At 77.4% G+C, this 25,615-nt stretch carries 27 protein-coding genes; 10 read left to right on the forward strand and 17 right to left on the reverse strand.

What is annotated here, in order from left to right:
- The first annotated feature begins 100 nt into the window (after nucleotides 1-100).
- Entirely contained in the window at nucleotides 101-814 is a 714-nt protein-coding gene (locus ACI79L_RS08040) for a helical backbone metal receptor (RefSeq protein ID WP_456936272.1), read from the forward strand.
- Here ACI79L_RS08040 and ACI79L_RS08045 read toward each other — a convergent pair.
- The 7 genes from ACI79L_RS08045 to ACI79L_RS08075 form a co-directional block, all read right to left on the reverse strand.
- Entirely contained in the window at nucleotides 800-1,471 is a 672-nt protein-coding gene (locus ACI79L_RS08045) for an enoyl-CoA hydratase-related protein (RefSeq protein ID WP_456936273.1), read from the reverse strand. The genes ACI79L_RS08040 and ACI79L_RS08045 overlap by 15 nt on opposite strands.
- A gap of 37 nt (nucleotides 1,472-1,508) precedes the next feature.
- On the reverse strand, nucleotides 1,509-2,111 hold the full coding sequence (locus ACI79L_RS08050) for a helix-turn-helix domain-containing protein (protein ID WP_456936274.1): 603 nt from the start codon (nucleotides 2,109-2,111) through the stop codon (nucleotides 1,509-1,511).
- A 69-nt stretch (nucleotides 2,112-2,180) separates the two neighbouring features.
- Complete coding sequence (locus ACI79L_RS08055) at nucleotides 2,181-3,080, reverse strand: SDR family NAD(P)-dependent oxidoreductase (protein WP_456936275.1); 900 nt, start codon at nucleotides 3,078-3,080, stop codon at nucleotides 2,181-2,183.
- A 156-nt stretch (nucleotides 3,081-3,236) separates the two neighbouring features.
- Nucleotides 3,237-3,815, reverse strand: a complete 579-nt coding sequence (locus tag ACI79L_RS08060) for a GNAT family N-acetyltransferase (protein ID WP_456936276.1) — start codon at nucleotides 3,813-3,815, stop codon at nucleotides 3,237-3,239.
- Between the two features lie 51 nt (nucleotides 3,816-3,866).
- Nucleotides 3,867-4,346: a hypothetical protein gene (locus ACI79L_RS08065; RefSeq protein ID WP_456936277.1), complete on the reverse strand. Its 480-nt coding sequence runs from the start codon at nucleotides 4,344-4,346 to the stop codon at nucleotides 3,867-3,869.
- A gap of 77 nt (nucleotides 4,347-4,423) precedes the next feature.
- Complete coding sequence (locus tag ACI79L_RS08070; RefSeq protein ID WP_456936278.1) at nucleotides 4,424-4,867, reverse strand: hypothetical protein; 444 nt, start codon at nucleotides 4,865-4,867, stop codon at nucleotides 4,424-4,426.
- 14 nt (nucleotides 4,868-4,881) lie between these two features.
- Entirely contained in the window at nucleotides 4,882-5,451 is a 570-nt protein-coding gene (locus tag ACI79L_RS08075; RefSeq protein ID WP_456936279.1) for a hypothetical protein, read from the reverse strand.
- A gap of 663 nt (nucleotides 5,452-6,114) precedes the next feature.
- Between ACI79L_RS08075 and ACI79L_RS08080 the strand changes: the two genes are divergently transcribed.
- The 3 genes from ACI79L_RS08080 (at nucleotide 6,115) to ACI79L_RS08090 (ending at nucleotide 8,556) form a co-directional block, all read left to right on the forward strand.
- The gene (locus tag ACI79L_RS08080; RefSeq protein ID WP_456936280.1) at nucleotides 6,115-6,564 is read left to right on the forward strand and encodes a flavodoxin family protein; all 450 of its coding nucleotides are present in this window, start codon (nucleotides 6,115-6,117) and stop codon (nucleotides 6,562-6,564) included.
- Between the two features lie 16 nt (nucleotides 6,565-6,580).
- Nucleotides 6,581-7,954, forward strand: a complete 1,374-nt coding sequence (locus ACI79L_RS08085; RefSeq protein ID WP_456936281.1) for an FAD-dependent oxidoreductase — start codon at nucleotides 6,581-6,583, stop codon at nucleotides 7,952-7,954.
- Nucleotides 7,955-8,094: 140 nt separating this feature from the next.
- On the forward strand, nucleotides 8,095-8,556 hold the full coding sequence (locus ACI79L_RS08090; protein WP_456936282.1) for a DUF3237 domain-containing protein: 462 nt from the start codon (nucleotides 8,095-8,097) through the stop codon (nucleotides 8,554-8,556).
- Between the two features lie 9 nt (nucleotides 8,557-8,565).
- On the opposite strand, the gene ACI79L_RS08095 is transcribed toward ACI79L_RS08090, so the two are convergent.
- Nucleotides 8,566-9,708 (reverse strand): MalY/PatB family protein, encoded by a 1,143-nt coding sequence (locus ACI79L_RS08095; RefSeq protein ID WP_456936283.1) that lies wholly within the window; start codon nucleotides 9,706-9,708, stop codon nucleotides 8,566-8,568.
- Nucleotides 9,709-9,765: 57 nt separating this feature from the next.
- On the opposite strand from ACI79L_RS08095, the gene ACI79L_RS08100 reads away from it, so the two are divergent.
- Nucleotides 9,766-10,665 carry a diacylglycerol/lipid kinase family protein gene (locus ACI79L_RS08100; RefSeq protein WP_456936284.1) on the forward strand — a complete coding sequence of 300 codons (900 nt, stop codon included), beginning with the start codon at nucleotides 9,766-9,768 and terminating at the stop codon, nucleotides 10,663-10,665.
- Between the two features lie 4 nt (nucleotides 10,666-10,669).
- Here the strand turns inward: ACI79L_RS08100 and ACI79L_RS08105 are convergent, their stop codons facing one another.
- From ACI79L_RS08105 to ACI79L_RS08140, 8 genes are all read right to left on the reverse strand, one after another.
- Nucleotides 10,670-11,686, reverse strand: a complete 1,017-nt coding sequence (locus ACI79L_RS08105) for an LLM class flavin-dependent oxidoreductase (RefSeq protein ID WP_456936285.1) — start codon at nucleotides 11,684-11,686, stop codon at nucleotides 10,670-10,672.
- A 28-nt stretch (nucleotides 11,687-11,714) separates the two neighbouring features.
- Complete coding sequence (locus ACI79L_RS08110) at nucleotides 11,715-13,175, reverse strand: M1 family metallopeptidase (protein WP_456936286.1); 1,461 nt, start codon at nucleotides 13,173-13,175, stop codon at nucleotides 11,715-11,717.
- A gap of 82 nt (nucleotides 13,176-13,257) precedes the next feature.
- On the reverse strand, nucleotides 13,258-14,955 hold the full coding sequence (locus ACI79L_RS08115; protein ID WP_456936287.1) for a GAF domain-containing SpoIIE family protein phosphatase: 1,698 nt from the start codon (nucleotides 14,953-14,955) through the stop codon (nucleotides 13,258-13,260).
- A gap of 28 nt (nucleotides 14,956-14,983) precedes the next feature.
- Nucleotides 14,984-15,571: a peroxidase-related enzyme gene (locus ACI79L_RS08120; protein WP_456936288.1), complete on the reverse strand. Its 588-nt coding sequence runs from the start codon at nucleotides 15,569-15,571 to the stop codon at nucleotides 14,984-14,986.
- A 135-nt stretch (nucleotides 15,572-15,706) separates the two neighbouring features.
- Nucleotides 15,707-17,305, reverse strand: coding sequence for a GGDEF domain-containing protein (locus tag ACI79L_RS08125; protein WP_456936289.1), 1,599 nt, complete (start codon nucleotides 17,303-17,305; stop codon nucleotides 15,707-15,709).
- Nucleotides 17,306-17,505: 200 nt separating this feature from the next.
- On the reverse strand, nucleotides 17,506-18,393 hold the full coding sequence (locus tag ACI79L_RS08130; protein WP_456936290.1) for an acyl-CoA thioesterase: 888 nt from the start codon (nucleotides 18,391-18,393) through the stop codon (nucleotides 17,506-17,508).
- Nucleotides 18,394-18,448: 55 nt separating this feature from the next.
- Nucleotides 18,449-19,585 carry a hypothetical protein gene (locus tag ACI79L_RS08135; RefSeq protein ID WP_456936291.1) on the reverse strand — a complete coding sequence of 379 codons (1,137 nt, stop codon included), beginning with the start codon at nucleotides 19,583-19,585 and terminating at the stop codon, nucleotides 18,449-18,451.
- A gap of 55 nt (nucleotides 19,586-19,640) precedes the next feature.
- Nucleotides 19,641-20,183 (reverse strand): TetR/AcrR family transcriptional regulator, encoded by a 543-nt coding sequence (locus ACI79L_RS08140; RefSeq protein WP_456936292.1) that lies wholly within the window; start codon nucleotides 20,181-20,183, stop codon nucleotides 19,641-19,643.
- Between the two features lie 55 nt (nucleotides 20,184-20,238).
- Here ACI79L_RS08140 and ACI79L_RS08145 point away from each other — a divergent pair, with 55 nt between their 5' ends.
- Nucleotides 20,239-20,796 carry a DUF2231 domain-containing protein gene (locus ACI79L_RS08145; RefSeq protein WP_456936293.1) on the forward strand — a complete coding sequence of 186 codons (558 nt, stop codon included), beginning with the start codon at nucleotides 20,239-20,241 and terminating at the stop codon, nucleotides 20,794-20,796.
- A 9-nt stretch (nucleotides 20,797-20,805) separates the two neighbouring features.
- Here ACI79L_RS08145 and ACI79L_RS08150 read toward each other — a convergent pair whose 3' ends face one another.
- Nucleotides 20,806-22,338: an ATP-dependent DNA ligase gene (locus tag ACI79L_RS08150; protein ID WP_456936294.1), complete on the reverse strand. Its 1,533-nt coding sequence runs from the start codon at nucleotides 22,336-22,338 to the stop codon at nucleotides 20,806-20,808.
- Between the two features lie 91 nt (nucleotides 22,339-22,429).
- On the opposite strand from ACI79L_RS08150, the gene ACI79L_RS08155 reads away from it, so the two are divergent.
- The 4 genes from ACI79L_RS08155 (at nucleotide 22,430) to ACI79L_RS08170 (ending at nucleotide 25,580) form a co-directional block, all read left to right on the forward strand.
- A complete protein-coding gene (locus tag ACI79L_RS08155; RefSeq protein WP_456936295.1) occupies nucleotides 22,430-22,816 on the forward strand; it encodes a DUF6394 family protein in 387 nt (128 codons plus the stop codon).
- A gap of 11 nt (nucleotides 22,817-22,827) precedes the next feature.
- Nucleotides 22,828-24,612: an NAD-binding protein gene (locus ACI79L_RS08160; RefSeq protein WP_456936296.1), complete on the forward strand. Its 1,785-nt coding sequence runs from the start codon at nucleotides 22,828-22,830 to the stop codon at nucleotides 24,610-24,612.
- 91 nt (nucleotides 24,613-24,703) lie between these two features.
- Nucleotides 24,704-25,216 (forward strand): universal stress protein, encoded by a 513-nt coding sequence (locus tag ACI79L_RS08165; RefSeq protein ID WP_456936297.1) that lies wholly within the window; start codon nucleotides 24,704-24,706, stop codon nucleotides 25,214-25,216.
- A gap of 46 nt (nucleotides 25,217-25,262) precedes the next feature.
- A complete protein-coding gene (locus ACI79L_RS08170; protein WP_456936298.1) occupies nucleotides 25,263-25,580 on the forward strand; it encodes a hypothetical protein in 318 nt (105 codons plus the stop codon).
- Nucleotides 25,581-25,615: the final 35 nt, after the last annotated feature.

Below are 25,615 nucleotides of genomic sequence, written 5' to 3' on the forward strand. Positions count from 1 at the left end.
CTCCCCCCCCCCCCCCCCCCCCCCCCCCCCCCCCCCCCCCCCCCCCCCCGCCCCCCCCCCCCCCCCCCCCCCCCCCCCCCCCCCCCCCCCCCCCCGGATCGTGTCGCTGGTGCCGTCGCTGACCGAGGCGCTGGCGGTCACCGTGCCCGACCGGCTGGTCGGCGCCACCGACTGGTGCACCCACCCGGCCGGCCTCGACGTGCCGCGCGTCCGCGGCACCAAGAACCCCGACCGGGCGGCGGTCGCCGCGCTGACGCCGGACCTCGTCGTCTGCAACCGGGAGGAGAACCGGCGCCTGGACGTCGACCGGCTGCGCGCGGCCGGGATCGCGGTGTGGGTGACGGTCATCGAGTCGGTGGACGAGGCGCTGGCCTCGATGCGGCGGCTGTTCGCCGAGGCGCTGGAGGTCCCCGAGCCGGACTGGCTGACGGACGCCGCGGGCGCGTGGGCGCGGCCGGCGCCGGAGCCCCCACTGCGGTGCGCCGTGCCGGTGTGGCGGGACCCGTGGATGGTGGTCGGCCCGCGCACCTTCACCGGGGACGTGCTGGCCCGCCTGGGCCTGGTGAACGTCTTCGGCGAGGGGGAGGACCGCTACCCGCACGTGGCCGTCGACGACGTCCTCGCCGCGCGGCCCGACGTCGTCCTGCTGCCCGACGAGCCCTACCCGTTCACCGCCGACGACGGTCCCGAGGCGTTCCCCGGGGTGCGGTCGGTGCTGGTGTCCGGGCGGGCGCTGACCTGGTACGGCCCGTCGCTGGCCACCGCCCGCGACGGGCTGCTGGCCGCCCTCGGCCCCCGCTCAGCCCCGGGGTGACACCTCGTCCCGCAGCAGCGCGAGGGCCGGGACGTAGAGGCGGGACTTGATGGTGCCCAGGGTCGGGCCGGCCTTCCCGGCGAGCGCGGCGGCGATCTCGACGGCGGCCGGGCGGACCTCCTCCTCGGCGACGGCGCGGTCGACGATCGCCGCGGCGAGGGCGTCGGTGCCGCCGTAGCGGCGGCCGGTGGTCATCGCCACGTGCGCCGTCTGCGGGGTGAGCCGGGCCTGGATCAGGGCGGACATGCCGGGGCTGAAGGGCAGGTCGATGTCGATCTCGGGCAGGCACCAGAAGCCGCGGTCGGCGCGCATGACCCGCTGGTCGTGCGCGAGCGCGAGCATCGCCCCGGCGGCGAAGGCGTGGCCCTGGACCGCCGCCACGGTCGGGACCGGCAGCGCCAGCACGCGGGCGAGCAGCCGCTGGACCGTGCCGACGTAGGCGTCCCGCTGGTCGGGGTGCTCGAGCAGCCAGGCGAGGTCCAGGCCGTTGGAGAAGAACTTGCCGGTGGCCGTGGTGACCAGGGCCCGGGGCCCGGAGGCGCCCTCCACCTCGTCCAGGGCGGCGTCGACGGCGGCGAGCCAGTCGGGGGAGAAGCGGTTCTCGTCGGCGCCGAGGTCGAGCACGAAGACGTCGTCGGAACGGTCGAGCGTGGGCACGGTGGTCTCCCGGTGCGGTGGGTGGGGGTGGGGCGGCTCAGGCCGGCGGGCCGCAGTCGACGACCGCGCCGACGGCGGCGGCCAGCTGCGTGCGGGTGTGCGGGTGGACCCGTCCGGCGCGGATCCCGGGGAACAGCAGCGCGGCGGGCAGGCGCACGACGCAGGTGGTGACGACGCCCGTGGCGGCCGCGTCGTCGCGGTCCCAGAGCGAGCGGGCGAGCCGGCGCAGCGTGTCGAGCAGGTCGGCGTCCAGGGCGCGCAGGCCGTCGGCGACGTCCGGGGCGACGGCGTCGGTGAGGACGTCGTCGCGCTGCAGCCCGACCAGCAGCCGCGCCGCCCGCAGGTCCTGCTCGGCGAGCCGGGCCGGGGCGTCGGCGGCGGCCTGCACCGCCCGGCGGGCGTCCCGGCCGGCCTCCGCGACGGCGGCCCGCTGCAGGTCGAGGAACTGCCGCGCGCGGCGCAGCCAGGCGGCCCCGGCGACGGTCTCCAGCGAGCCGAAGGCGTGGTAGATGCTGCCGTTGGAGGCCCCCGACCGGGCGGCCAGCGCGCGGACGGTCAGCTGCGCGCGGCCGCGGTCGACGAGCAGCTCCTCGGCGGCGTCGAGGACCGCGTCGGGCGCGTGGACCCGGGGCCGGGGCATCGGGACCTCCTCCGTGGACGGACGAGGCCACTCTAGTGGAGCGCGCGCTCCACTACGGGTCCGGGTGCGTCAGCCGGAGGCGCGGACGTCCTCGGCGGGCTCCGTCCTCGGCGTCGGCACCGCCGCGGCCGGGGCCGACCGGACGGCCATCTCGCGGGCCATCATCCCCTGCTCGAGGCGCATCACCAGGGACGGCGACAGGCGCATCAGCCACCACATGACCCGTGCCTGCCGGGGCGCGACCACGACCGCCCGGTTGCGGTCCACCCCGCGCAGCACGTCGGCGGCCAGCGCGTCGGCGCCGTACAGGCGGCCCCCGCTGACCCGGGTCAGCACCGCGCGGACGTCGATGGCCTCCGCGGTGGGGACGCGCGGGAGGTCCGCCGGCGGCTTCTGGTCCAGCAACGGGGTGTCCACGGCGCCCGGGCACACCACGCTGACCCGCACCCCGTGGGGCGCGGCCGCGGTGCGGAGGGACAGCGACAGGCCGACCACCGCCCACTTCGTCGTGCCGTACGGGACGTTCCCGGGCATCGGCAGCAACCCGGCGAGCGACGCCGTGTTGACGATGTGCCCGGACCCCTGCCGCAGCATCAGGGGGTAGGCGGCCTGCACGCCGTGGACGACGCCGCGCAGGTTGACGTCGACGATCCGGTCCCAGTGGGCGAGGGACATCTCCTCCACGGGGCCGCCGAAGCCCACGCCGGCGTTGTTGAACAGCAGGTCCAGCCGGCCGTGCCGCCCCGCCGTGCCGGTGACCAGCGCCTCGACTGCCGTCGCGTCCCGGACGTCCACCGCGGCCGACGACGCCGCCCCGGGGCCGAGGGCCGTGAGGTGCTCCGCGGTCTCGGCCACGGCCGGACCCTCGACGTCCGCGAGGACCACCTGGTCACCCCGGCGCACCAGCGCCGCACCCAGCGCCCGCCCGATCCCCGAGGCGCCTCCGGTCACGATCGCCACCCTGGTCATGGCCCACTCCCGACAGCCGGCTCCGTGGACGTCGCTCCTGGGGACCAGCCTCGTGCGCCCGTGGACGCCGAGCGCCGTCCCCCCGCACGGCACGGGCCCGCGTCGGCGTGGGCCGCCCGATCGTCGACCGGCCGTGACGACCGGTGACCACCCGGCTCAGGGGAGGGCGCGGCGGACGAGGACGCGGGGGAAGCCGCCGGCGACGGCGTCGGTGTCCGCGGCCTTGGTGAAGCCGGCCGCCTCGAACATCCGCCGCGTGCCGACGTAGGCCATCGTGGTGTCGACCCGCTCGTCCCCGCTGTCGGCGGGATAGCCCTCGACGGCGGGGGCGCCGTTCGCCGCCGCGTACCCGACCGCGCCCTGCAGGAGCGCGTGCGCGATGCCCTTCCCGCGGTGGCCCGGACGCACGCGCACGCACCACAGCGACCACACCGGGAGGTCGTCGACGTGCGGGATCCTCCGCGAGCGCTCGAAGGGCAGCTCCGCCCGCGGCGCGACCGCGGCCCAGCCGGCGACCTCGCCGTCGTCGTACGCGAGCACCCCCGGCGCGACCGGGCGCCCGGTGAGCGCGCGGACGTACTCCCGCCGCGCGGGACCGACGAGCTCGCGGTTGGTCCGCGAGTCGAGCCGGTGGCTCAGGCACCAGCAGACGTTGGCGTCCGGGTTCCGCGGGCCGAGCACGGCCGCGACGTCGTCGAACCGCTCCCGCGTCGCCGGGTGGACCTCGATGGCCATCGCGCCACGCTAGTGACGCCGGCGGCGCCCGGCCACGCCCCGGAGCCCGCCTCAGCCGGCGGCAGCCGCCGGCGCGGTGCCCTCGGGCGCGGTCACGGGCCCTCCGCCGTCGGGGACCCGGCGGCGGCCGAGCCACCGGTCGGTGAGCCGGACGGTGAGCACCGGCAGCAGCCCGATGGTGGCGAACACGGCGGCGCCGGAGCCGACGACACCGAGCCACTGGAGGGCGCCGAACCCGGCGGTCGCGCCGACCTCCGCCGCGGCCACCCCGACGGCCGGCAGGCAGAGGAACAGCGCCCCGGCGACCGGCAGCAGCCACCGCAGGCGGTGCACCGTCAGCCCGGCCACCGCGCCGCCCGGGAGCGCGACCAGCACGTAGAGCAGCAGGACGAAGGACGTCCCGCTCCACGAGAACGTGCTCGACCCGGTCGCCGCGAGGCTGACCAGCGACATGAGCGCGCGGCTGACCGCGCCGAGCGCCGCGCCGGCGACCAGCGCCGCCAGCACGCCCGTGCCGATCCTGAGTCCCACGGTCCCTCCCCGTCCCCGCCGATGGCGGCGGGAGGGTAGCGGTCGCGCGCCGCGTGGAGGGGCGTCCCGGCTCCGCCTCACCCGGTCCTGCGGTAGGTGAGCGTGAGGTCCTCGTCCCAGGTGGCGCCGCCGTCGCGGGAGAACTCGCCGCGCGTCACGAGCACGTCCCCACCGTCGCCGAAGGTGCCGGTGAACCGCTGCGACATCTGCGGGTCGTCGCGCCAGAACCGCCACTCGCCCGGGCCCGCGCCGACCGCGTACAGCCGGTGGACGCCGCGGGAGTCGTAGTAGTGCATCGACAGCCGGCCGTCGACGACGCCGATGACGGCGAGCGCGTCGGGCACGTCGGGGTGGTCGCTGTGGGAGCGCCAGACGAGGAAGTGGCCGCCCTCCAGCCAGGCGAACACGGCCCGCCCGCGGATCTCCTGGCCGGGCAGCAGGGGATGGGTGCCCTCCGTCGTCCACGTCCCGGGCAGGGCCCGCAGGTGCTCCAGCTGCGCCGCCGGCGTCTCGTCGCCCATGCCGCCTCCTCGGGTCAGCGTCCCGGCCGCGCGCCCGCCAGGAACCGCTCGACGATCCCCGCCCACCGCGCGCGGGCCGCCTCGTTGGCCTCGGGGGTGGGCAGGCCCATCTGGGTCGCCACGAGCGACGCCGTCCCGTTCCGCTTCGGCTCGCTGGTGACGACGACGGACGAGCCGTCGGCCGCCCTCGTCCGCCAGGTGACGCGCCGGTCGGTGCCGCTGACCCTCGGGTCGCCGCCGGCGACGACCTCCCGCACGGCCGCGTCGCCGTCGGCGAACGCCCGCCAGCGCTCCATGAGCTCGGTCATGCCGAGCGGGGTGGCCCGGCTGACGCTGGTCTGGAAGGTGCCGTCGGAGCGCTGGCCCGGGACGCGGCGGCCGATGTGGTGCTCGTAGGCGACCGTCACCGACTGGGTCCACCAGCCGCGCTGCTCGAAGCCGTCGCCGAGCTCCTCGTAGACGTGCAGCGCGATCGCCTGGTGGTCGAGGTCCCTCGCGCCGACGGACTCCAGGAAGCGGAGCCACTCGTCCCAGGACCGCTTCGTGGTCCGCTCGATGGGCCCGATCCGGGGGTTCTCCGCCATGGCCGCGATCCTGCCGGACCCGGCGTCGGCCGCGGGGCGGTCACGGACGCGCCGCCTGTCGACCTGCGGTCGCCCCCGGTCGCCGGAGACCGCAGCAGGTCGACAGGCGGCGCAACGGTCGGGCGCGCTGGTGCCGGACCCCGCGCAGGAGGGTCAGCGGTCGGGCGAGGGGGTGTCGTCGGGGGGCCGGACGAAGGTCCCCAGGGCCCCCGCTCCGAGAAGGCCGCCCACGTGGTGAGCGCGGTGATGGCGACGACCAGGACGCACCGGAACCCGAGGAACCCCAGCCCGCCGCCGCTCGCGTCGCCGAACTGCGTGATGCCGAGGACGAGCATCCCGACCCCGACGACGATCCCGAGGACGGCGACGGGCTTGCTGGGCTTGCAGCGGTAGGAACTCACGGCGGGGGACCCCTTCGTCCGGCACGTCCCGGCGGGTACGCGCGTCCCCCTCCCACCAGCGCAGATCGTGGGACCGCGGCGCGCACCTCGACGGCGTCGGGCAGGCACGCGCGCCCGGGGCCGCCCGGCGGTGCGCCGGTCGTCGACCTGCGGCGGTCTCCGCCGCCCCGGGACGACCGGGAGTCGACGACGGGCGGGACGGCCACACAGCCCGTGCCCGGCGGACCCGGCGGGGACCGAACGGCGTGGGGAGGATGGCGGCATGCCGCGGCTGCTCGTCGTCCACCACACGCCCTCGCCGAACCTGCAGGCGGTGCTCGAGGCGGCCCGCGAGGGCGTGGCGATGGTCGAGGAGGCCGAGCTGGTCGAGCGGCCGGCGCTGTCGGCCGGGCCCGCGGACCTGCTCGCCGCCGACGGCGTCCTGCTCGGCACCCCGGCCAACATCGGCTACATGAGCGGCGCGCTCAAGCACTTCTTCGACACCGTCTACTACCCCTGCCTGGACGCCACCGTCGGCCTGCCCTTCGGCGTGTGGGTGCACGGCGGCGACGACACCGCCGGCGCGCTGAAGGCCATCGGCACGATCACCGGCGCCCTGCGGTGGAAGCAGGTCGCGGCGCCCCTGTCGCTCACCGGCGCCCCGACGAAGGACGACCTCGAGGCGGTCCGCGAGCTGGCCGCGACCGTCGCGGTGAGCCTGGAGGACCGCTGAGTCCTAGCCTGCCGGGGTGAGCACCCGTCTCGTCGTCATCGGAGGAGACGCCGCCGGCGGCAGCGCGGCGTCCCAGGCCAGGAAGCGGCAGCCCGACCTCGACGTCGTCATGTTCGAGCGCGGCCGCGCGACCTCCTACTCCGCCTGCGGCATCCCGTACTGGATCTCCGGCACCGTCGACAGCGAGGCGCGGCTGGTCGCCCGCACGCCCGAGCAGCACCGCGCGGCCGGCATCGACGTCCGCATGCGCACCGAGGTCGTCGGCATCGACACCGACAAGGGCCTCGTCCACTGGCGCGACCTCGACGCCGGCACCGAGGGCACCGAGCCCTACGACGACCTCGTCTACGCCACCGGCAGCGTGCCGATGCGCCCGCCGGTCGAGGGCATCGACGCGCAGGGCGTCTACGGCGTCCAGGTGCTCGACGACGGCGTCGCGCTGCGGGCCGAGCTCGACAGCGGGCGCGTGCGGGAGGTGGTCGTCATCGGCGGCGGCTACATCGGGCTGGAGATCGCCGAGGCGTGCCGGGTGCGCGGGCTCGGGGTCACCGTCGTCGACAAGTCGGCCACCCCGGTGGGCACCTTCGACCCCGACGTCGGCCGGTTCATCGCCGACGGCGTCCGCAGCGAGGGGGTCGACCTTGTCCTCTGCGACGGCGTCGCGGGCATCGACGTCGACCGCGACGGGCGGGCGCGCGCGGTGGTCACCGAGGGCGGCCGCGAGCTGCCCGCCGACCTCGTCGTCCTCGGCCTGGGCGTGCGGCCGAACGTGCGGCTGGCCGCGGAGTCGGGCATCCCGCTCGGCACCTCCGGCGGTGTCGCCGTCGACCAGCGGATGCGGACCCAGGTGCCCGGGGTGTGGGCGGCCGGCGACTGCGTCGAGTCGGTGCACCGGCTGTCCCGGCAGCGGGTCGTCGTCGCGCTCGGCACGCACGCGAACAAGCAGGGCCGGGTGGCCGGGATCAACATCGGCGGCGGCTACGCCACCTTCCCCGGCGTCATCGGGACGGCGATCACCAAGATCTGCACGGTCGAGGCCGCGCGCACCGGGCTGTCGGAGAAGGAGGCCGAGGACGCCGGCTACTCGTTCGTCACCGCCGCCGTCGACTCCACGACCACCGCCGGCTACATGCCCAACGCGTCCCCGATCCGGGTCAAGATGATCGCCGAGCGGCGCAGCGGCCGGCTGCTCGGCGCCCAGGTGGTCGGCGAGGAGGGCGCGGCCAAGCGGATCGACGCGCTGGCCATCTGCATCTGGAACGAGATGACCGTCGACGAGGTCCTCTCCCTGGACCTGTCCTACGCGCCGCCGTTCGCGCCGGTCTGGGACCCGGTGCTCATCGCCGCCCGCAAGGCGTTCGAGGCGGTCGAGGCCGACACCCGCAGTTGACGCAACCGGGAGTCCGCCTGCACGCGCCGTGTCCGGAACGCCCGGGCGCGCGCGGCTTCCTTGACCGTCCGGTCGTGGCGGCGGACCGTCCGCCCCCCGGGCGGGTTCCCGGCCCGCCCTCGTCCCGGGGGAGGGACGCCATGCCACAACTGGTCCCGGAGTTCGAGTACCACGCCGACCTCGAGCCGCATCCGGTCGGGCCGGGTCCCTTCGGTAATCGCATGGAGGCGACGATCACCGGCGGCGAGGTCCACGGCGAACGCCTCAAGGGTCGGCTCGTCGGCGCGGGTGCCGACTGGCTGCTGGTGGGCGCGGATGGTTTCGGCCGCCTGGACGTTCGGGCCACGGTTCAGACGGTGGACGGCGCCTACATCTATGCCCAGTACCCGGGCCTGATGGAGCTGACCCCGGCGATCCTCGCCATCATGGGCGGCGGCGGGACCTCGACGGACTTCGGGGACCAGTACTTCTTCACCACCCCGCGCCTCGAGACCGGCGACGAGCGATATGCCTGGGTGAACCAGACGCTGTTCGTCGCCGAGGGGCGCGTGCTGGTCGGGCCGGCGGTCGAGTACCGGGTCTACCGTGTCGCGCGGGACTGAGGGGACCGGTCAGCGCAGCACGCCCGCCATCCGCTCGACGATCGCGGTGAGCACCGGCTCGGGCGTGGCCAGGTTCAGCCGCACCGCGCCGCGCCCGGCCTCGCCGCAGCGGGCGCCGTCGACCACCGCCACCCCCGCCCGCGCGAGCAGCAGGTCGCCGGGGGCGTCGGCCGGGAGGCCCTCCAGCCAGGCCAGGTAGGTGCCCTCCGGCGGGCGGTACCGGACGCCGGGCAGGTGCGAGGCGACCAGGTCGGCGAGCAGCCGGCGGTGCCGGTCGAGGACGGCGATCGTCTCCTCCAGCCAGCCGACGCCGTCCCGGTAGGCGGCGGTGTTGGCGACCGCGCCGAGCGTCGAGCAGCCGTGCTCCACCCCGTGCCCGACCCGGGCCCACAGCTCCGCGTCGGCGTCGTTGGACAGCAGCAGCTGCGCGCACTTGAGGCCGGCGAGGTCCCACGCCTTCGACGCGCTGGTGGCGGTGAGGGTGTGCGCGGCGGTGGCGTCCGACAGCGACGCGTAGGGCACGTGCCGGGAGCCGGGGAAGACCAGCGGCGCGTGCACCTCGTCGGAGAACACCCGGCCGCCGTGCCGGTCGACCACCTCGGCGACGGCGAGCATCTCCGCGGGCTCGAGCACCCGGCCGATCGGGTTGTGCGGGTTGCACAGCACCAGCAGGTCCCCGCCGGCGCGGAAGGCGGCGTCGAGCGCGTCGAGGTCGTAGACGTACCGGTCGCCGTCGCGGGCCATCGGCACCTCGAGCACCTCCCGGCCCAGCGCCGGCGGCACCTCCAGGAAGGGCATGTAGGCCGGGGTGGGCAGCACCACCGGCGAGCCGGGCCGGGACAGGTGGGTGATCGCCGCGGACAGCCCGGCCAGGACGTCGGCCATGGGCCGGACCCGCTCCGGCGGCACCTCCCAGCCGTGCCGGTCGCGCAGGAAGGCGGCGGTCGCCCGCGCCATGTCGTGGGCGAGCCAGTCGGGCAGGTAGCCGAACAGGCCGCGGGCGACGGCGTCCTGCAGCGCGGCGGTGACCGCGGGCGCGGTGCCCAGGTCGGACTCGGCGACCCAGGCACCCAGCGCGTCGGGGTAGCGGGTCCACTTCAGGCTGCCGCGCGAGCGCAGGCCCGCGACCACGGCGTCGGCGTCACTCGTCACGGTGCCGATCCTGCCCGCGGGCGGCCGGGGCCCGCGCGGGCTGGGAGGGTGCTCCCCGTGCGGCTGCTGCTGGTGGTGAACGGATCGGCGGGGAGCGCCGACGGGCTGGACCCGGCGCTGGAGGTGCTGCGCGCCGGCGCCGACGTCGAGGTCGCGGCGACCGCGGACGCCGGCGACCTGGACCGCGTGCTCGCCGGGCGGGACGGGCGCCGGCCGGTCGTCGCCGGCGGCGACGGCTCGGTGCACGCGGTCGTCGCCGCGCTGGACCGCGCCGGCGCCCTCGACCCTGCCGACCCGCTCGGCGTCGTGCCGCTGGGCACCGGCAACGACCTGGCCGGCGCGCTCGGCCTGCCCGACGACCCGGCCGCCGCCGCGCGCTGCGTCCTGGACGGCGCCCCGCGCCCGCTGGACCTGCTGCGCGACGACGCCGGGGGCGTGGTGGTCAACGCGGTGCACGCCGGGATCGGCGTCCGCGCCGCGGACGAGGCCGCCGGGCTCAAGGAGCGGCTCGGCGTGCTGGCCTACCCCGTCGGCGCCGCGGTCGCCGGGATCGCCGGCGCGGAGCACCGGCTGCGGGTGACCGTGGACGGCGCCGTCGTCACCGCGCCCGCCGGCTGGGCGGCCGACGGGGCGACGCCGCTGCTCATGGTCGGGGTCTGCAACGGGCCCACGATCGGCGGCGGGACGGCGCTCGCGCCCGGCGCCGACCCCGGGGACGGCCTGGCCGACGTCGTGGTCAGCGCGGCCACCGGCCCCGCCGCGCGGGCCGCGTTCGCCGTCGCGCTGCTCGCCGGGCGGCACCCCGGCCGCGACGACGTCGTCGTCGTCCGCGGGCGGGAGGTCACCGTGAGCGGCGAGCCGGCCGGCCTGGACGCCGACGGCGACCTGCTGCCGCCGGCCGGCGCGCGCACCTGGCGGCTGGTCCCGGCCGCGTGGTCGGTGTCGGTGCCGCGCTGACCGCTCAGGCGGCCGGGGACCAGCCGAGCAGCGGGCCGAGGCGCTCGGCGGTGTCGGTGAGGATCTGCTCGTGGTCGGCCTCGGTGAGGCTGAACGGCAGCGCGAACACCACCTCGGTGACCTCGCGGAAGCCGGCGTGGGCGTACAGCGCCTCGGCGACCTGCTCGGCGGTGCCGAGCAGGTCGGGGGCGAACAGCAGCCGCCCCGGGCCCTGGGGGACCCCCACCCGCGGGCTGCGGGCCTCGACGTAGGCGGCGTACCGCTCCCGCTGCTCGGCGGTGGCGCTGTCGGTCGGGATGACGACCAGACCCTGCGACACGCGCCCGCCGGGGTTGGCCTCGCGGAAGGCCCGCACCTGGTCGGCCTGGATCGCGGCGAAGTCGGTGGAGCCGCCCTCGGCGCGGACCACGCTGCTGGTGAGGAGGTGCATGCCCGCCTGCCCGGCCCACTGCGCGGAGCGGGTGCTCGCGCCCCCGTACCAGAGCCGGTCGCGCAGGCCGGGGGAGTGCGGCTGCACCCGGTCCGACCACTCCTCGACGACGCCCTCGCGCCCGGCGAACGACGCCGCGGGCTCCCCGCCGACCAGCCGCAGCAGCCGCTCCACCCGGGCGTAGGAGAAGTCCTCGACGCCGGCGGTGTCGGGGTAGAGCGCGCCCTTGACGTCGTCCCAGTGCATCGGCGGGCCGACGCTGACCCCGGGGTTGAGCCGGCCGCCGGAGAGGACGTCGACGGTGGCGAGGTCCTCGGCCAGCCGCAGCGGGTTCTCCCAGCCGAGCGGGGTGACCGCGGTGCCGAGCTCGATCCGCCGTGTCCGCTGGGTGGCCGCGGCGAGGACGGCGACCGGCGAGGAGATGCCGTACTGCAGGTGCCGGTGGCGCAGCCAGGCGCTGTCGAAGCCCAGCCGCTCGCCGAGCTCGACCGTCCGCAGCGTCGTCTCGTGGCCCGCGGCCGGGTCGGCGGGGTCGAACAGGCCGATGGTGAGGAAGCCGAGCCGTTCGAGCGGGGTACCGGGGGCGGGCATGGCGCCGATCCTGCCCGCCCCCGGGAGGTCACTCCGCCGCGGGCCGGTCGGGATCGGTCAGCCAGTCGCGGAACAGGGCGTCGAGGTCCTGCCCGCTCACGTCCTCGGCCAGGGCCAGCAGGTCGGCGGTCGTGACGTTGCCGTCCTCGTTCTCGGACACCCAGCGGTGCAGCAGCTCCGCGAAGGCGGCCTCGCCGATCTCCAGGCGCAGGGCGTGCAGGAACGCGGCGCCCCGGTCGTAGACGGCGTCGGCGAACAGGCCGGTGGCACCGGGGTCGGTGAGCGGCACGGTCCAGAACTCGTCGTCGGCCGGGGTGGCGAGGACGTCCTCGTACGACTCCTGCGCCGTGGTGCCGCCGCGGGACTCGGTCCACATCCACTGCAGGTACGTGGCGAAGCCCTCGTTGAGCCAGATGTCGGCCCACGTCGTCGGGCTCACGCTGTTCCCGACCCACTGGTGGGCCAGCTCGTGCGCCACCGTGGTCTCGCCCGCCGACCGGGAGTAGACCGGCCGGGTCTGGGTCTCGAGCGCGTACCCGACGCTGTCGTCGTCGACGATCGCGCCGAACGAGGTGAACGGGTAGGGGCCGAGCACGTCCTCGAAGAACGCGATCATCTGTGGCTGCAGGGCCAGGCTGCGCTGGGTCGTCGCCAGCCGGATGCCGGTCACCCCGGTGTCGACGAAGTCCAGGATCGGCAGCCCGTCCGGCCCGGTCGACGTCGTCATCGTGTAGTCGCCGATCGACGCCGTCGCGAGGTAGCTGGCCATCGGGTCGGCCGCGTGCCAGGTCCAGGTCGTCCGGTCGCCGACGGTGACCGGGGCGCCCACCGGCTCACCGTTCGCGACGGCGGTCTTGCCCGCGGGGACGGTGATCCGGAAGTCGTAGGTGGCCTTGTCGGTGGGGACGTCGTTGACCGGGAACCAGGTGGGCGCGCCCTCGGGCTCACCGGCCACGAGGACGCCGTCGGCGAAGGTGACCCAGCCGTAGAGGGCGCCCTCGGCGTCCGTGGGCTGCCCCGGGTACCCGCTGTAGACGACGGTGACCTCGTGCGTCGTGCCGGCCTTCAGCCTGGGCGCCGCCTGGACGACGATCTCGCCGCCGCGGCCGTCCTCACCCGGCGGGAGCTGCGTGAAGCGGGCCGGCCTGCCGTCGACCAGCACCGAGGAGACGGTTAGCCCGCGCAGGTCCAGCGAGAGGCTCGCCAGGTCCTGCGTGGCGGTCAGCGTGACGACGGCGGTGCCGTCGAGCCGGCTCTCCTGCGGCGTCGCCCCGGGGTGCCAGGACAGGTCCAGGCCGTAGTGCTGCACGTCGTAGCCGCCGTTGCCGGCGGCCGGGAAGTACGGGTCCCCGCCGGAGGTGCTGCCGTCGGCGTAGCGCGGGGTGCCGGGAGCGCCGGGGGCCGCGGCGGCGGGAGCGGCGGCCGCGACCACGGACGCGGCGGCGACGAGGGCCACGGTGGCCCGGCGGGGGATGGGGCGGAAGCGCACGGATGTCCTCCTCGAGCGGCCCGGGCGGGCCGGATCGGGACACCGTAGGGACACCGTGTGACGGACGCATGTCCGTCCGTCGTCACCGCACGCGGACGGCGAGCAGCGCGACGTCGTCGTCGGTGGAGCCCCGGACGCCCTCCAGCAGCCGGTCGAGCAGGTCGTCCAGCGAGCCGGCGCCGTCCGCGGCGACGGCGGCGGTGAGCTGGGCGATGCCGTCGTCGAGGTCGGTGCGGCGGCGCTCGACCAGGCCGTCGGTGTAGAGCAGCACCGTGCTGCCCGGCTCCAGCGCGATCCGGTGGGTGCCCCGCGCCCGGGTGGCGTCCAGGCCCACGAGCAGGTCCGGGGGAGGGGCGAGCACCTCGACCCGGCCGTCGGCGTGCCGCAGCAGCGGCGGCGGGTGCCCGGCGTTGCTCCAGGACATCACCCGGCCGCCGTCGTCGCCGAGGTCGACCCGGCTGACCAGCGCGGTGGCCAGGGCGCCGGTGCGCAGCCCGGCGACGGCGGCGTCGAGCCGGTCCAGCGCCCTGGCCGGCGGCTCGCCGCCCTCGAAGGCGAAGCCGCGCAGCATCGCCCGCAGCTGCCCCATGCTGGCCGCGGCGGCGACGTCGTGACCGTTGACGTCGCCGATGACCAGCACCGTGGCGCCGTCGGAGTCGTCGAAGGCGTCCCACCAGTCGCCGCCGACCTGCGCGCCGGCGCTGCTGGGCAGGTAGCGGGCGGCCAGCTCCAGCCCGGCCGGGGTGGGCAGCTCGCCGAGCAGCGCGCGCTGCAGGGTGGTGGCCACCGACTCCTGCCGGGCCAGCAGCACCGCGCGGCCGACGGCCTGGGCGGTGTACTGCGCCAGGGCCAGGACCAGGCCCTGCTCGACCGGGCCGAACGCGTGCGGCTCGTCCCAGGCCAGGCTGAGCGTGCCCGGCAGCGCGCCGGCGACCGGCAGCGGCAGGTGCGCCGACGCCCCGGCCGGCCGTGGCGGCCGCGCGTGCGGGAACCGCGCGGCGGCGGTCGCCGGGTCGGGGAGGAACACCGCGCGCCCGGTGGTCAGCGCGACCGCCGGCGGGACCTCGGCGCCCAGCGGGAGGGAGACGTCGTCCTCGGGGGTGCCGGGCACCAGCCGCAGTCGGCGGGTCGCGGGGTCGACGAGGGCCAGGCAGGTCCACGAGGTGCCCAGCGCCTCGGCGGCGGCGCCGGTCACGGCCGCGGCGACGTCGTCGAGGGTGACCGCGTCGGCCAGCGTCTCGGCGAACCGCAGCAGCAGCCGGGTCTGCTCGCTGATCCGCTCGGCGGCCCGCCGGGCGGTCTCGGCGTCGCGGGTCAGCGCGCGCAGCCGCAGCTCGGAGGCGGCCAGCCCGGCGACCTGGGTGAGCACCGCGACGTCGGTGTCGGTCCAGTCGCGGGGCCGGGAGTCGATGGCGCAGACCGCACCTGCCACCTCGCCGTCCGGGCCGACCAGCGGCACCCCGCAGTAGGCGACCACCCCGAGGTCGTCGATCGCCCGGTTGCCGGCCAGGACCTCCACCTCGCGGGCGTCGCGGACCACCAGCGGCCGCGCGGTGGCCCGCACGTACTGGCAGAACGAGTGGCTCAGCGGGGTGCTGCGGCGGGCCTGCCACTCGGGCGGGAGGCCGACGGCGCCGGGGAACACCTGGCGGTCGGGCTGCACGAGGGTCACCAGCGCGGTGGGGACGTCGAGCAGCGTGCGGACCAGGACGACCAGCCGGTCGAAGTCGGCGTCGGCGATGCCCGACGGGTCGTCGGTCCCGCTGTCCGCGCTGGTCACGGGCCCACGGTAGTCGGCCCGCGCGCGGTCACCGGGGGAGCCGGCCCATGAGGTGGAACTCGGGGTTGGGCGGGATCGCGGCGAAGTGCGCGAGCCGGTTGGACAGCGCGAAGAAGGCGGTGATCGCGCCCACGTCCCAGACGTCGTCCTCGGTGAGGCCGTGCGCGCGCAGCCGGTCGAGGTCGGCGGCGGTCACGGCGGCGGGGTCGGTGGCCAGCCGGACGGCGACGTCGAGGACGGCGCGCACCCGGTCGTCGAGCGGGGCCTTGCGCCAGTCGACGGCGACCAGGTCGGCCAGGTACGGGTCACGGGTGCGGATGCGCGCGATCGCGCCGTGCGCCACCACGCAGTACGCGCAGTCGTTGGCCGCGCTGGTGGCGACCACGATCAGCTCCCGCTCGCCGGTCGACAGGCCCGGGGTGTCCTTGTCCATGAGCGCGTCGTGCATCGCGAGGAACGCCCGCTCCTCGGCCGGCCGCCAGGCCAGCGCCGCGAAGACGTTGGGCAGGAACCCCGACTTCTCCTGCACCTCGGCGTGGCGCTCGGCCAGGTCCGGCGGCAGGTCGGCGGGGTCGGCGACGGGGAAGCGGCTGATCGGCGCCGGGTCGGTGGTCACCCGTGCAGCGTGCTCCGCCACCGGTCCGGCGTCGACCGCGTGGGTCGACGCAGCGCATCGCACAGCTCGGTCAGGCCCCCGTGCAGGGGCCCCCCGCGGGCTTGCGAGCGGTGGGGGGGGCAAGGGGGTCCTTGGTCAGTCGCCGACGACGACGCGGTCGCGGCCCTCGCGCTTGGCGCGGTAGAGGCGTGCGTCGGCGCGGCCGAGCAGCTGCGCGGGCGTCCGGTCGATGACCTCGCTGGTGCTGGCGGCGCCGATGCTCACGGTCACCGGCAGGTCCCCGGTGAGCGGGCCCCACGCGTGGGCGGCCACGGCGCTGCGGACGTCCTCCAGGTGCCGGGCCGCGGCCGCGGCGTCGGCGCCGGCGAGGACGACGAGGAACTCCTCACCGCCCAGCCGGGCGACCAGCGAGGCGGTGCCCGGGGCCGGGAGGTCCTGCACGATGCCCGCGACGGTGCGCAGCACCTCGTCGCCGACGGCGTGCGAGCAGGTGTCGTTGACCCACTTGAAGTGGTCCAGGTCCAGCAGCGCCACCCACACCAGCGCGCCGTCGGCCAGCAGCCGGGGCAGCTCGTCGTCGACGTGCCGGCGGTTGTGCAGGCCGGTGAGCGGGTCGCGCAGCGACAGCTCGCGCCAGCGGCGGCTCTGCCGGCGGGCCTCGGTGGTCTCGTACATGGCCTGCAGCGCGCGGGCGCGGGACTCGCGCTGGGCGGACTGCTGCTCCATCAGCTCGGCGCAGTAGCGCTTGTGCTCCTCGAACGCCGCGCGGTGGTCGCCGGCGGCGGCGTGCAGCTCGGCCTGCTCGGCGCGGGCGCGCACCCGGATCGAGGTCAGCCCGTGCTGCAGGCAGCGGCGCACGCACTCGTCGAGGGTCCGCTGGGCGGCGTCGACGGCGCCGCGGCGGCGCTGCACCTCGGCCAGGGTGAGCAGGAAGTCCGCCCCGGCGTCGCCGTCGTGGGAGCTGTCGAGCACCTCCGGCGCCAGGCCCGGCAGCAGCGCCTCCTCCGCCTCGTCCAGCCGGTCCAGGCCCATGAGCGCGCGGGCGACGGTGTCCAGCCGGCCGACGTCGAGCGGGACGCCGTGCGCGGCGGCCAGGTCCTGCAGCCGCGTGCTGAAGTGCAGGGCGTCGGCGAACCGGCCGGCGAGGGTGTCGGTGTAGGCGCGGTTGTTGAGGATGCGCAGCTGCCGGTCGACGTCGCCGAGGTCCTCGGCCAGCCGGAGGACGGTGGCGTAGCGCTCGGGGGCGGCGGGGTCGCGGGACAGGCCCAGGACGTCGGCCAGCCGGACCAGGTGGTCGACCCGCAGCGCCGGGAGGGCGTCGTCGTCGAGCAGGTCGACGCCCTGCACGGCGTGCTCCAGCGCGCCGGCGAGGTCGCCGAGCTCCTGGAACACCGCGGTGAGGACGAAGGAGCTGCGGGCGAGCAGGTGCCGGGACCGGGCCTCGGTGGCCCAGCGGTGCACCTCGTGCGCGATCCGGCCGCCCTCGGCCACCGAGCCGCGCCGCCGCAGCAGGTCGGCGGCCACCAGCCGCGCCCGCTGCTCCAGGTCGGGGCGGCCGAGCTCGCGGGCGGTGCCCGCGGCGGCGCCGGCGCGCTCCGCGGCCGCCTCGGAGTCGAAGCGGGTGAGGGTCTCCAGCTCGTCGAGCGTCGTGAGCAGGACCGCGAGCGGGTCCGGCGGCCGCGGGGAGCCCCCGGGCACGGCGCCGGCGTCCGGACGGACGGCGAGACTGGTCACGACTCCCCATCGGCAGTGGGGGCCCGCCGCGACAGGGCGGGCACGCGATCCCCACCCGGTCGGGTGAGCCCGGGGGTGCTCGCCGGGCAGCCGGCCATCGGCACCTCCGCGGGGCGTGCGAACCGCTGTACCGCCCATCACAGCAGATGCCACCCCCGGACGGGGGGACGCGCGCCCGGGCGGCTGCGCCGGGGAGCGGCTCAGGCCCGGCGCCGGCGGAGCACGCCCTCCTGGACGACGGTCAGCACCAGCCGGCCCGCGCGGTCGAACACCCGCCCGGAGCACAGCGCGCGGCCGCCCGCGGACCAGGCGCTCTCCTGCTCGAAGCACAGCCAGGTGTCGGCGCGGGCCGGGCCGTGGAACCAGACGGCGTGGTCGAGGCTCGCCGTCACCAGGCCGGGGTCGCCGATGACCGCCGCGTGCGGGGCGACCGCGACGGCGAGCAGCAGCATGTCGGTGGCGTAGGCGAGCGCGCAGGCGTGCAGCCGCGGGTCGTCGGGCAGCGCCTCGCGGGAGCGGAACCAGAAGCGCTGCCGCGGCGGTGCCGGCTCGCCCCGGCCGGCGGCGATCCGGGGCGGGCCGCCGTCGAACCGGAAGTCGAACGGGTGCCGCGCGTCCAGCCAGGCCAGCCACGCGAGGACGGAGGCCGGGGCGCCGGCCGCCGCGTCGGCCGGGGCGGCCAGCGACTCCGGCGGCGGGGCGTCCAGGGTGGGCACCTGGTGCTCGGGGCCGGTCTCGGGCCGGGCGAACGACGCCGTCAGCACGAGGATCGTCTCCCCGTGCTGGACGGCGGCGACCTCCCGGGTGGTGTAGCTGCCGCCGTCGCGCACCCGGGTGACCTGCAGGTCGCTGGGCGCGGCCGGGTCGCCGGCGCGGACGAAGTAGGCGTGCAGCGAGTGCACCGCCCGGTCGTCCGGGACGGTCGCCGTCGCGGCGAGCAGCGCCTGGGCGACCACCGCGCCGCCGAACGCCCGGTCGGCCGGCACGCCGCGCGCCGCGCCGCGGAACCGGCCGGGCGCGGCCTCCGCGACGTCGAGCAGGGCGACCAGCCCACCGGGGACCGGACCGCCGCCGACCGGCTGTGCCACGCCCTGCCCCCCGTCCGCCCGACCGACCGGTGCAGTGAACCACCCCGCCCCGGGGTCACCCGACGAGGACCGCGACCACGTCGTCGTGCCCGCAGGCGCCGGCCGCGACCGCCCAGGTGGCGTCCGGGGCGACGGCGAGCGCGTCGTGGCCTCCGAGGGTGTCGCACGTGGCCAGCGGCTCGCCGAGCGCCCCGGTGGCCGGGTCGAGCGACACCAGCACCGGGTCGGCGCCGCCCCGCCCCCACGCGAGGGTCACCAGCCCGGCCGGCGGCCCGGCGACGACGGCGTCCACCGGGCCGGTGAGGTCCGCGTCCACGGTGCCGAGGAGCTCGCCGGAGGAGAACCGGGACACCCGGCGGCCGTCGCGGACCTCGGTGAGCACCACGAGGTCCCCGTCGCCGGCCACGCCGACCGAGACCTCGGTGTGCCCGCTCGCGCCGAGGGCCGCGACGACGCCGAACGGGGCGACCGCCGTCCCGAGGTCGGCGTCGTACTCCGCGACCCAGTCCTGGGCGCCGCCGGGCTGCGGGTTGCTGATGACGGCCACGACGCCGCCGTCGGGGCGCGGGAGCAGCCGGGCCGAGCGGGCCCGGGGGTCCAGCCCGGCGCCCAGCGGGGCGGTGGCGGTGACCTCGCCGGTGGCGGCGTCGACGGCGAGCAGCCGCGCGGGCACGCCCGTCTCCTCCCCGGGCGCCAGGCCGACGTACACGGTCCCGCCGTCGGCGGACAGGGCCGAGGCGAGCACCTGCCCGGGGCCGTCGACGCGCCGCTCGGCCGGCCCGCCGTCCGCGACGGTGAGCAGCACCGGCCCGTCGTCGTCGCTGCCCACCACGAGCAGCTCCCCGCCGGGGGTGACCTCCAGCGCCGCGCGCGGGCCCAGCCCGGACAGCTCGACGGCGTCGCCGGCGGCCGGGCCGGCGTCGCCGCGGACGACCTCCACCAGCCGCACGGTCGCCCCGGCGGTGAGCACGTAGGCCCGCCCGTCGGGCAGCGCGGCGGCGTCGAGCACCCGCGTGCGCGGCGCGCCCCCCGCCGGCGGGCCGGCCTGGGCGTCGAGCACCACGGTGCCGAGGACCTCGTCGAACGCGGCGGGCGCGGCCGCGGCGGCGGAGTCGTCGGGGACGGCGGTGCACCCGGCGAGCACGAGGGCGCCGGCGGTGAGCAGGCAGGGGAGGGCGCGGGTCGGGGTCACGCCGGGCAGCCTCGGCACGGCGGCTTGCGGCCGGCTGCCGTCCGGCTTGGACGGCTCAGCCGAGGACCGCCTGCACCACCCGGCGCACGACCGGTCGGGGGTCGGCCTCGTCGAGCCGCGAGATGCGGCGCAGCAGCAGTCCCTGCAGGCAGGGCACCACGACCGCGGCCGCTGCCCGGGGGTCGCCGGCGCCGAGGCCGGCCAGCGCCAGGACGAGCGGCGCCTCGACGGTGGCGCGCCCGCGCGCGAGCGACTCCCGCAGGTCCGGGTCGTGCCCGGCCTCGACGAACAGCGCGTACCGGGCCGCGGTCTGCGCCCGGTCCGGCCCGGTCGCGCGCTCCAGCAGGGTGCAGAGCCGGTCGACGAGGTCGTCGGCGGTGGCCACCTCCGAGGCGCCGCTCACGTCCTGCCACTGGAGGGCGACGAGGTGGTCCACGACCCCCGACAGCAGCGCCCGCCTGGTCCGGAAGTGGTTGGAGGTCGACCCCTTCGGCAGGCCGGCCCGCGCGTCGACGCGGGCGTGCGTCAGGGCGCGCACGCCCTCCGTGCCCAGCAGCTCGACCGCCGCGTCCAGCGCGCGGCTCCGCGTGGTCACCACGCCGTCACCATAGACGTAGTGATTCGGCACTACATCCGTAGTAGCGTGGGTGACCGTGAGCGACACCCTGCGCTCCGCCGAGCGCCTCCCCGTTCCCGCCGCCGGCGGGTACGCCCGGCTGCTCCGGCGGCTGGAGCACAGCACCGCCTGGGACGGCGCCATCGAGGCCGTGGCACCGGCCGCGGGCCGCCTGGTCGCCGAGGCCCGGGTCCGCCGCGTCCTCCACGGCGACGCGACCGGCGTGCCGCTGCACGTCATCCTGACCGACGCGCCGCTCGGCGCGTGGTTCACGGCCCAGTACCTGGACCTGTTCCGCGACGAGGGGTCCCGTCGCGCGGCGACCCGGCTGACGGCCCTCGGCGTCGCGGCCGCGGTGCCGACGGCGGTCGCCGGCTGGGCGGAGTGGGCGGGGGCCGACCGCGCCGCGCGGCGGGTCGGCATGACCCACGCCGCGTTGCAGGGGCTCGCCACGCTGGTGTTCGCCGCCTCGTGGGTCGCCCGCCTCCGGGGGCGTCACCGGCTCGGCGTCGCCCTCGCCCGCGCCGGCAGCGCGCCGGTCCTGGCCGGGGCGATGCTGGGCGGTCACCTCGGCAGCGGGCGCCGGCCCGGCTGACCCCGCCGCTCAGCCGCCGGCGAGCAGGGCGCGCACCGCGTCGAGGTCGTCGGCCTGGCCGGGGGTCTTGTCCGGCCGGTAGCGGAGCACCCGGGCGAAGCGCAGCGCCAGCCCCCCGGGGTAGCGCGGGCTGCGCTGGGCACCGTCGAGCGCGACCTCGACGACGAGCTCGGGCCGCAGCTCCACGCCCCACGGGTGCTCGGCGCGGGCGTGGGCGGGGAAGGTGCGGGTCTGCCAGTCCAGCAGCTCGTCGGTCATGCCCTTGAACGTCTTGCCGACCATCACCGGCTCGCCGCCGTCGGGGTCGCGGGCGCCGAGCCAGATGTTGGACAGCGTGCCGGTGCGCCGGCCGTACCCCCACTCGGCGGCGAGGACGACGAGGTCGAGGGTGTGCACCGGCTTGACCTTCTGCCACGCGCGGCCGCGGCGGCCGGCGGCGTACGGGGCGTCCAGCGCCTTGACCACCACGCCCTCGTGCCCGGCGGACAGGGCGTCGTCGAGCACCGCGGCCGCCTGCTCCGGCGTCGGCCGGCGCACCCCGAGCATCCGCAGCGGGGCGTGCGCGTCGTCGGCGAGCAGGCCGGCCAGCGCGTCGAGGCGGACGTCGAGCGGCTCGTCGAGCAGGTCGCGGCCGTCGAGGTGCAGCACGTCGAACAGGAACGGGCTCAGCAGCACGCCGGCGTCGGCGCCGTCGCTGCCGAAGCGGCTCATCGTGTCCTGGAACGCGCGCGGGCGGCCGTCGTCGTCGAGGGCCAGGGTCTCGCCGTCGAGGACGGCGGTGCGGCAGGGCAGCGCGCGCACCCGCTCGACCAGCTCCGGCACGCCGCCGGTGACCTCGCGCAGCGTGCGGGTCCACACGCGGACGTCGTCGCCGTCGCGGTGCACCTGGATGCGGGCGCCGTCGAGCTTGTGCTCCACGGTGACCGCGGGGCCGAGGTCGGCGAGCGCGGCGTCGAGGGAGGAGCCGGGGCTCGCCAGCATCGGCCGCACCGGGCGGCCCACCCGCAGCCCGACCGCGGCGAGGGCGTCCTCCCCGCCGCCGAGGGCGAGGACGGCGGTCTCGTCGAGCCGGCCGGCCAGCATCATCGCCCGCCGGACCGCCGGTGCCGGGACGCCGGCCGCGGCGGCGATCGCGTCCAGCACCACGCCCTCCAGCGCGCCCTGCCGCAGCTCGCCGCCGAGCAGCCGGACGAGGAGGTGCTGCTCGTCGGCGGTGGCGGCGGTGAGCAGCTCGGTCAGCAGCGCCTCGCGGCGGGCGGCCGAGCCGCTGCCGGCCGTGCCGGCCAGCGCGGTGAGCGCCCGGTCGACGGCGGCGACGGTCAGCGACGGCGCGGCCGCGGCCGGCGGCGCGGTCCGCGCCAGGGTGCGCCAGCCGACGCCGACCCGGCCCTGCGGCAGCTCGCCGGCCAGCCACGCGGCCACCGGCCCCGCCTCGTCCGGCCCCGCCGCGCGCAGCGCCCCGGCGATGGCCTGCGCCTTGGCGGTGCGCGAGCGGGTGGCGGCCACGGCCGCGGAGGCGGCGACGACGTCGGCGAGCAGCACGCGGCCATGCTCGCAGTGCGGTACGACTCCGACAGGTGCGCGTGCCCCGATCCGGCTAGCGTCGACCGCGCCGAGAGGAGGTGCCCGCCGCGTGAACCTCGAGAAGGTCGTCTTCGGGTTCTTCGTCCTGCTCGCCGCCACGCTCAACTTCGGCTTCTTCATCGGCGACATCTCCGACCCAGCCCTGCACAACGTCTACGAGCTGTTCGCCGCGCTGGTGATCAGCCTGATCGCGACCGTGCTCAAGTTCGGCGACCGCACGCAGATCGGCGCGGTGCACCTGGCCACCAGCCTGGTCGCCGACCTGCAGCTGGTGGCGGCGACCATCACCTGGGCCTGGGCGGTGCACGTGTCCGCGGAGGGGCTCACGGAGCACGCGACGGCGAGCATGGTGTCGCTGTCGGGCGGGGCGCTGCTGGCCAACGTGGTCTCGGTGGTGCTGCTCGTCGTCGAGACCGTGTCCTTCCAGCGGCACTGAGGCGGGCCGCCGTGGAGACCGCCCCGCCGCCACCCGTCACCACCCGCGGCCGGCGCCGGCGCCGGCGGGCACCGGTCGTGCCGCGCGCGGAGGGGTCGGCGACGGTGTTCACCGTCCTCCGGCGGATGCGCGCGCCGCTGATCACCCTGATCGTCATCTTCGCCGTCAGCGTGCTCGGGCTGTCGCTGGTCCCGGGGGTGGACGCGGACGGGCAGCCGGCCCGGCTGAGCCTGTTCGACGCCTTCTACGTCATGAGCTACACGGCGACGACGATCGGCTTCGGCGAGATCCCGTTCGCGTTCAGCTACGCGCAGCGCATGTGGGTGACCGGCACGATCTACCTGACCGTCGTCGGCTGGGCCTACGCCATCGGCTCGCTGCTGGCGCTGGTGCAGGACCGCGCGTTCCGGCAGGCGCTGGCGCTGCGCCACGTGTCGCGCAAGGTGACCCGGCTGCGCGAGCCGTTCCTGCTGATCTGCGGCTACGGGCAGGCCGGGGAGACGCTGGGGCTGTCGCTGGACGCGCTGGGCCGCCGGTTCACCGTCGTCGACATCGCCGAGGCCCGCATCGACGCCCTGGAGATCGCGCCGCACCGGGGCGACGTCCCCGGCGTGGTGGGCGACGCGCGCGACCCGCACGTGCTCGGCGTCGCGGGGCTGGGGCACCCGTGGTGCGAGGGCGTGCTGGCCGTGACCGGCGACGACGAGGCCAACCTCGCCGTCGCCATGGCCGCCGCCCTGCTGCGCCCGGAGCTCACGGTGGTCACCCGCACGACGTCGTCCGCGGTCGCCGAGCGCATGGCCGGCTTCGGCTCGCCGACGGTCATCAACCCCTTCGACCGGTTCGGCGACCACCTGCGACTGGCCCTGCGGACCCCGGCGTCCTACCAGCTCATGACCTGGCTGGAGAGCGGGCCGGGCGCCGAGCTGCCGCCGCGCGGCAAGGCGCCCGCGCCGGGCCGGTGGGTGGTCTGCGGCTACGGGCGCTTCGGCCGGCACTTCGCCGCGGACCTGGGCGCCGAGGGGCTGGAGGTCACCGTCGTCGACACGACCCCGGGCGAGGGCGTCGTGGTGGGCGACGCCGCGGACCCCGACGTCATCCGGCGGACCCGCCTGGAGACGGCCGTCGGGCTGGTGGCCGGCACCGACAACGACACCACCAACCTCTCGCTGGTGGCCGAGGCGCGGCGCACCAACCCCTCCCTGTTCGTCGCCGCCCGCCAGAACCAGCCGGCCGACGCGGCCCTGTTCGCCGCGATGGACGTCGACGCGCTGCTCGTGCCCACCGAGGTGGTCGCGCACGACGCCTACGCCCGGCTGAGCACGCCGCTGCTGTGGCGGTTCCTGCGCGAGCTGCCCGGGCAGAGCGACGAGTGGTCGGCCGGCGTGGTCGAGCGGTTGCTGGACGCGTGCGGCGCGCACCTGGAGGCGCTGTGGAAGGTGCGCCTGACCGCGGAGGACGCGCCGGCGCTGCACCCGCTGCTGACCGAGGGGTGCTTCCGGCTCGCCGACCTGCTGCGCGACCCGGCCGAGCGCGAGCAGAGCCTGCTGGCCGTGCCGCTGCTGCTCCTGCGCGGCGACGAGGCGGTGCTGACCCCCGAGCCCGCGACGGTGCTCGCACCCGGCGACGAGCTGCTGTTCGCCGGCCGCGCGGCGGTGCACCGGGAGGTGGAGGCGACGATGTTCATCGACGGCGTCGCCGACTACCTGCTCACCGGCCGCCGGGTCCCCTCGAGCTGGATCTGGCGGAAGTTCACCCGCAGCGTCCCGGACGGGCGGCCGGCCGCCGTCCGCTGACCGGGACCTCCGACCCTGCCGCCGGGCGCCGGTGCGGCGTGTCATGGGTCTGCGCCGGCCACCGGTGACCGGTGCTGAGGGGGGCTGTGCCGTGACCTCGGGAGCCGGGCCCGGTGGCGTCGCCGGCGGGGTGGTCGTCGGGGTGGACGGCTCGGCGTGCGCCCGGGCCGCGCTCGCCTGGGCGGGCCGGATGGCCGCCCGCACCGGCATGCCGCTGACCGCCGTGCGCGCGTGGAGCGTGCCGACCGCACCCCGCCCGGACACCTGGGAGCCGGCCTACGTGCCGCCGCTGGCCGACTGGGAGCGGGCCGTGGAGCGGGCGCTCGCCGACGACGTCGCCGCGGCCGGCGTGCCGCCGGAGGTCGCGGTGACCTGCCGCGCGGTGCACCGGGCGCCGGTCGACGCGCTGCTGGCCGCGACCGGGGGCGCGGAGCTGCTGGTCCTCGGGACCCGGGGGAGGGGCGGCGCCCGCGGGCGGCTGCTCGGCTCGGTCGCGTCCTCGGTGCTGCGCGCGGCGCCCTGCCCGGTGACCGTCGTGCGGCCCGACGCGGTGCGCCCCGGCCCGGCCGAGACCGTGGGGTCCGGCGCCGCCGCCCGGCCCTGACGTTTGCGTCCCCCGGGGGACGGCCCCGGGGGTGAGAGGGGGAACCATGGACCCGACCGCCCGCCCGCCCGAGGAGCCGGTGCGCCGCGAGATGTCGCTCGACGAGAAGCTGATCGCGCAGTGGGAGGCGCAGCACGACGTCGCCGCGCGCGGCCACCGCTGCGATCCGCTCGGCCTGCAGCACCAGCTCAGCCGCGAGCGGCTGGCCGACAGCACCCGGCCGCCGACCCCCCGCCGGGCCGCCCAGGCCGGCGCGGCGGCGGAGTCCGCGGGGCCACCGCCGGAGGAGGCGCGGCACCCCGAGCCCCCGACGGCCCGCCGGCACCCGTGGCGGCGCTTCCACCACCACGCCTCCGAGAGCTGACCCCCACCCGAGCCCCCGCGGGCGGACCGTGGGGG

The organism is Geodermatophilus sp. SYSU D00684, assembly GCF_054050455.1.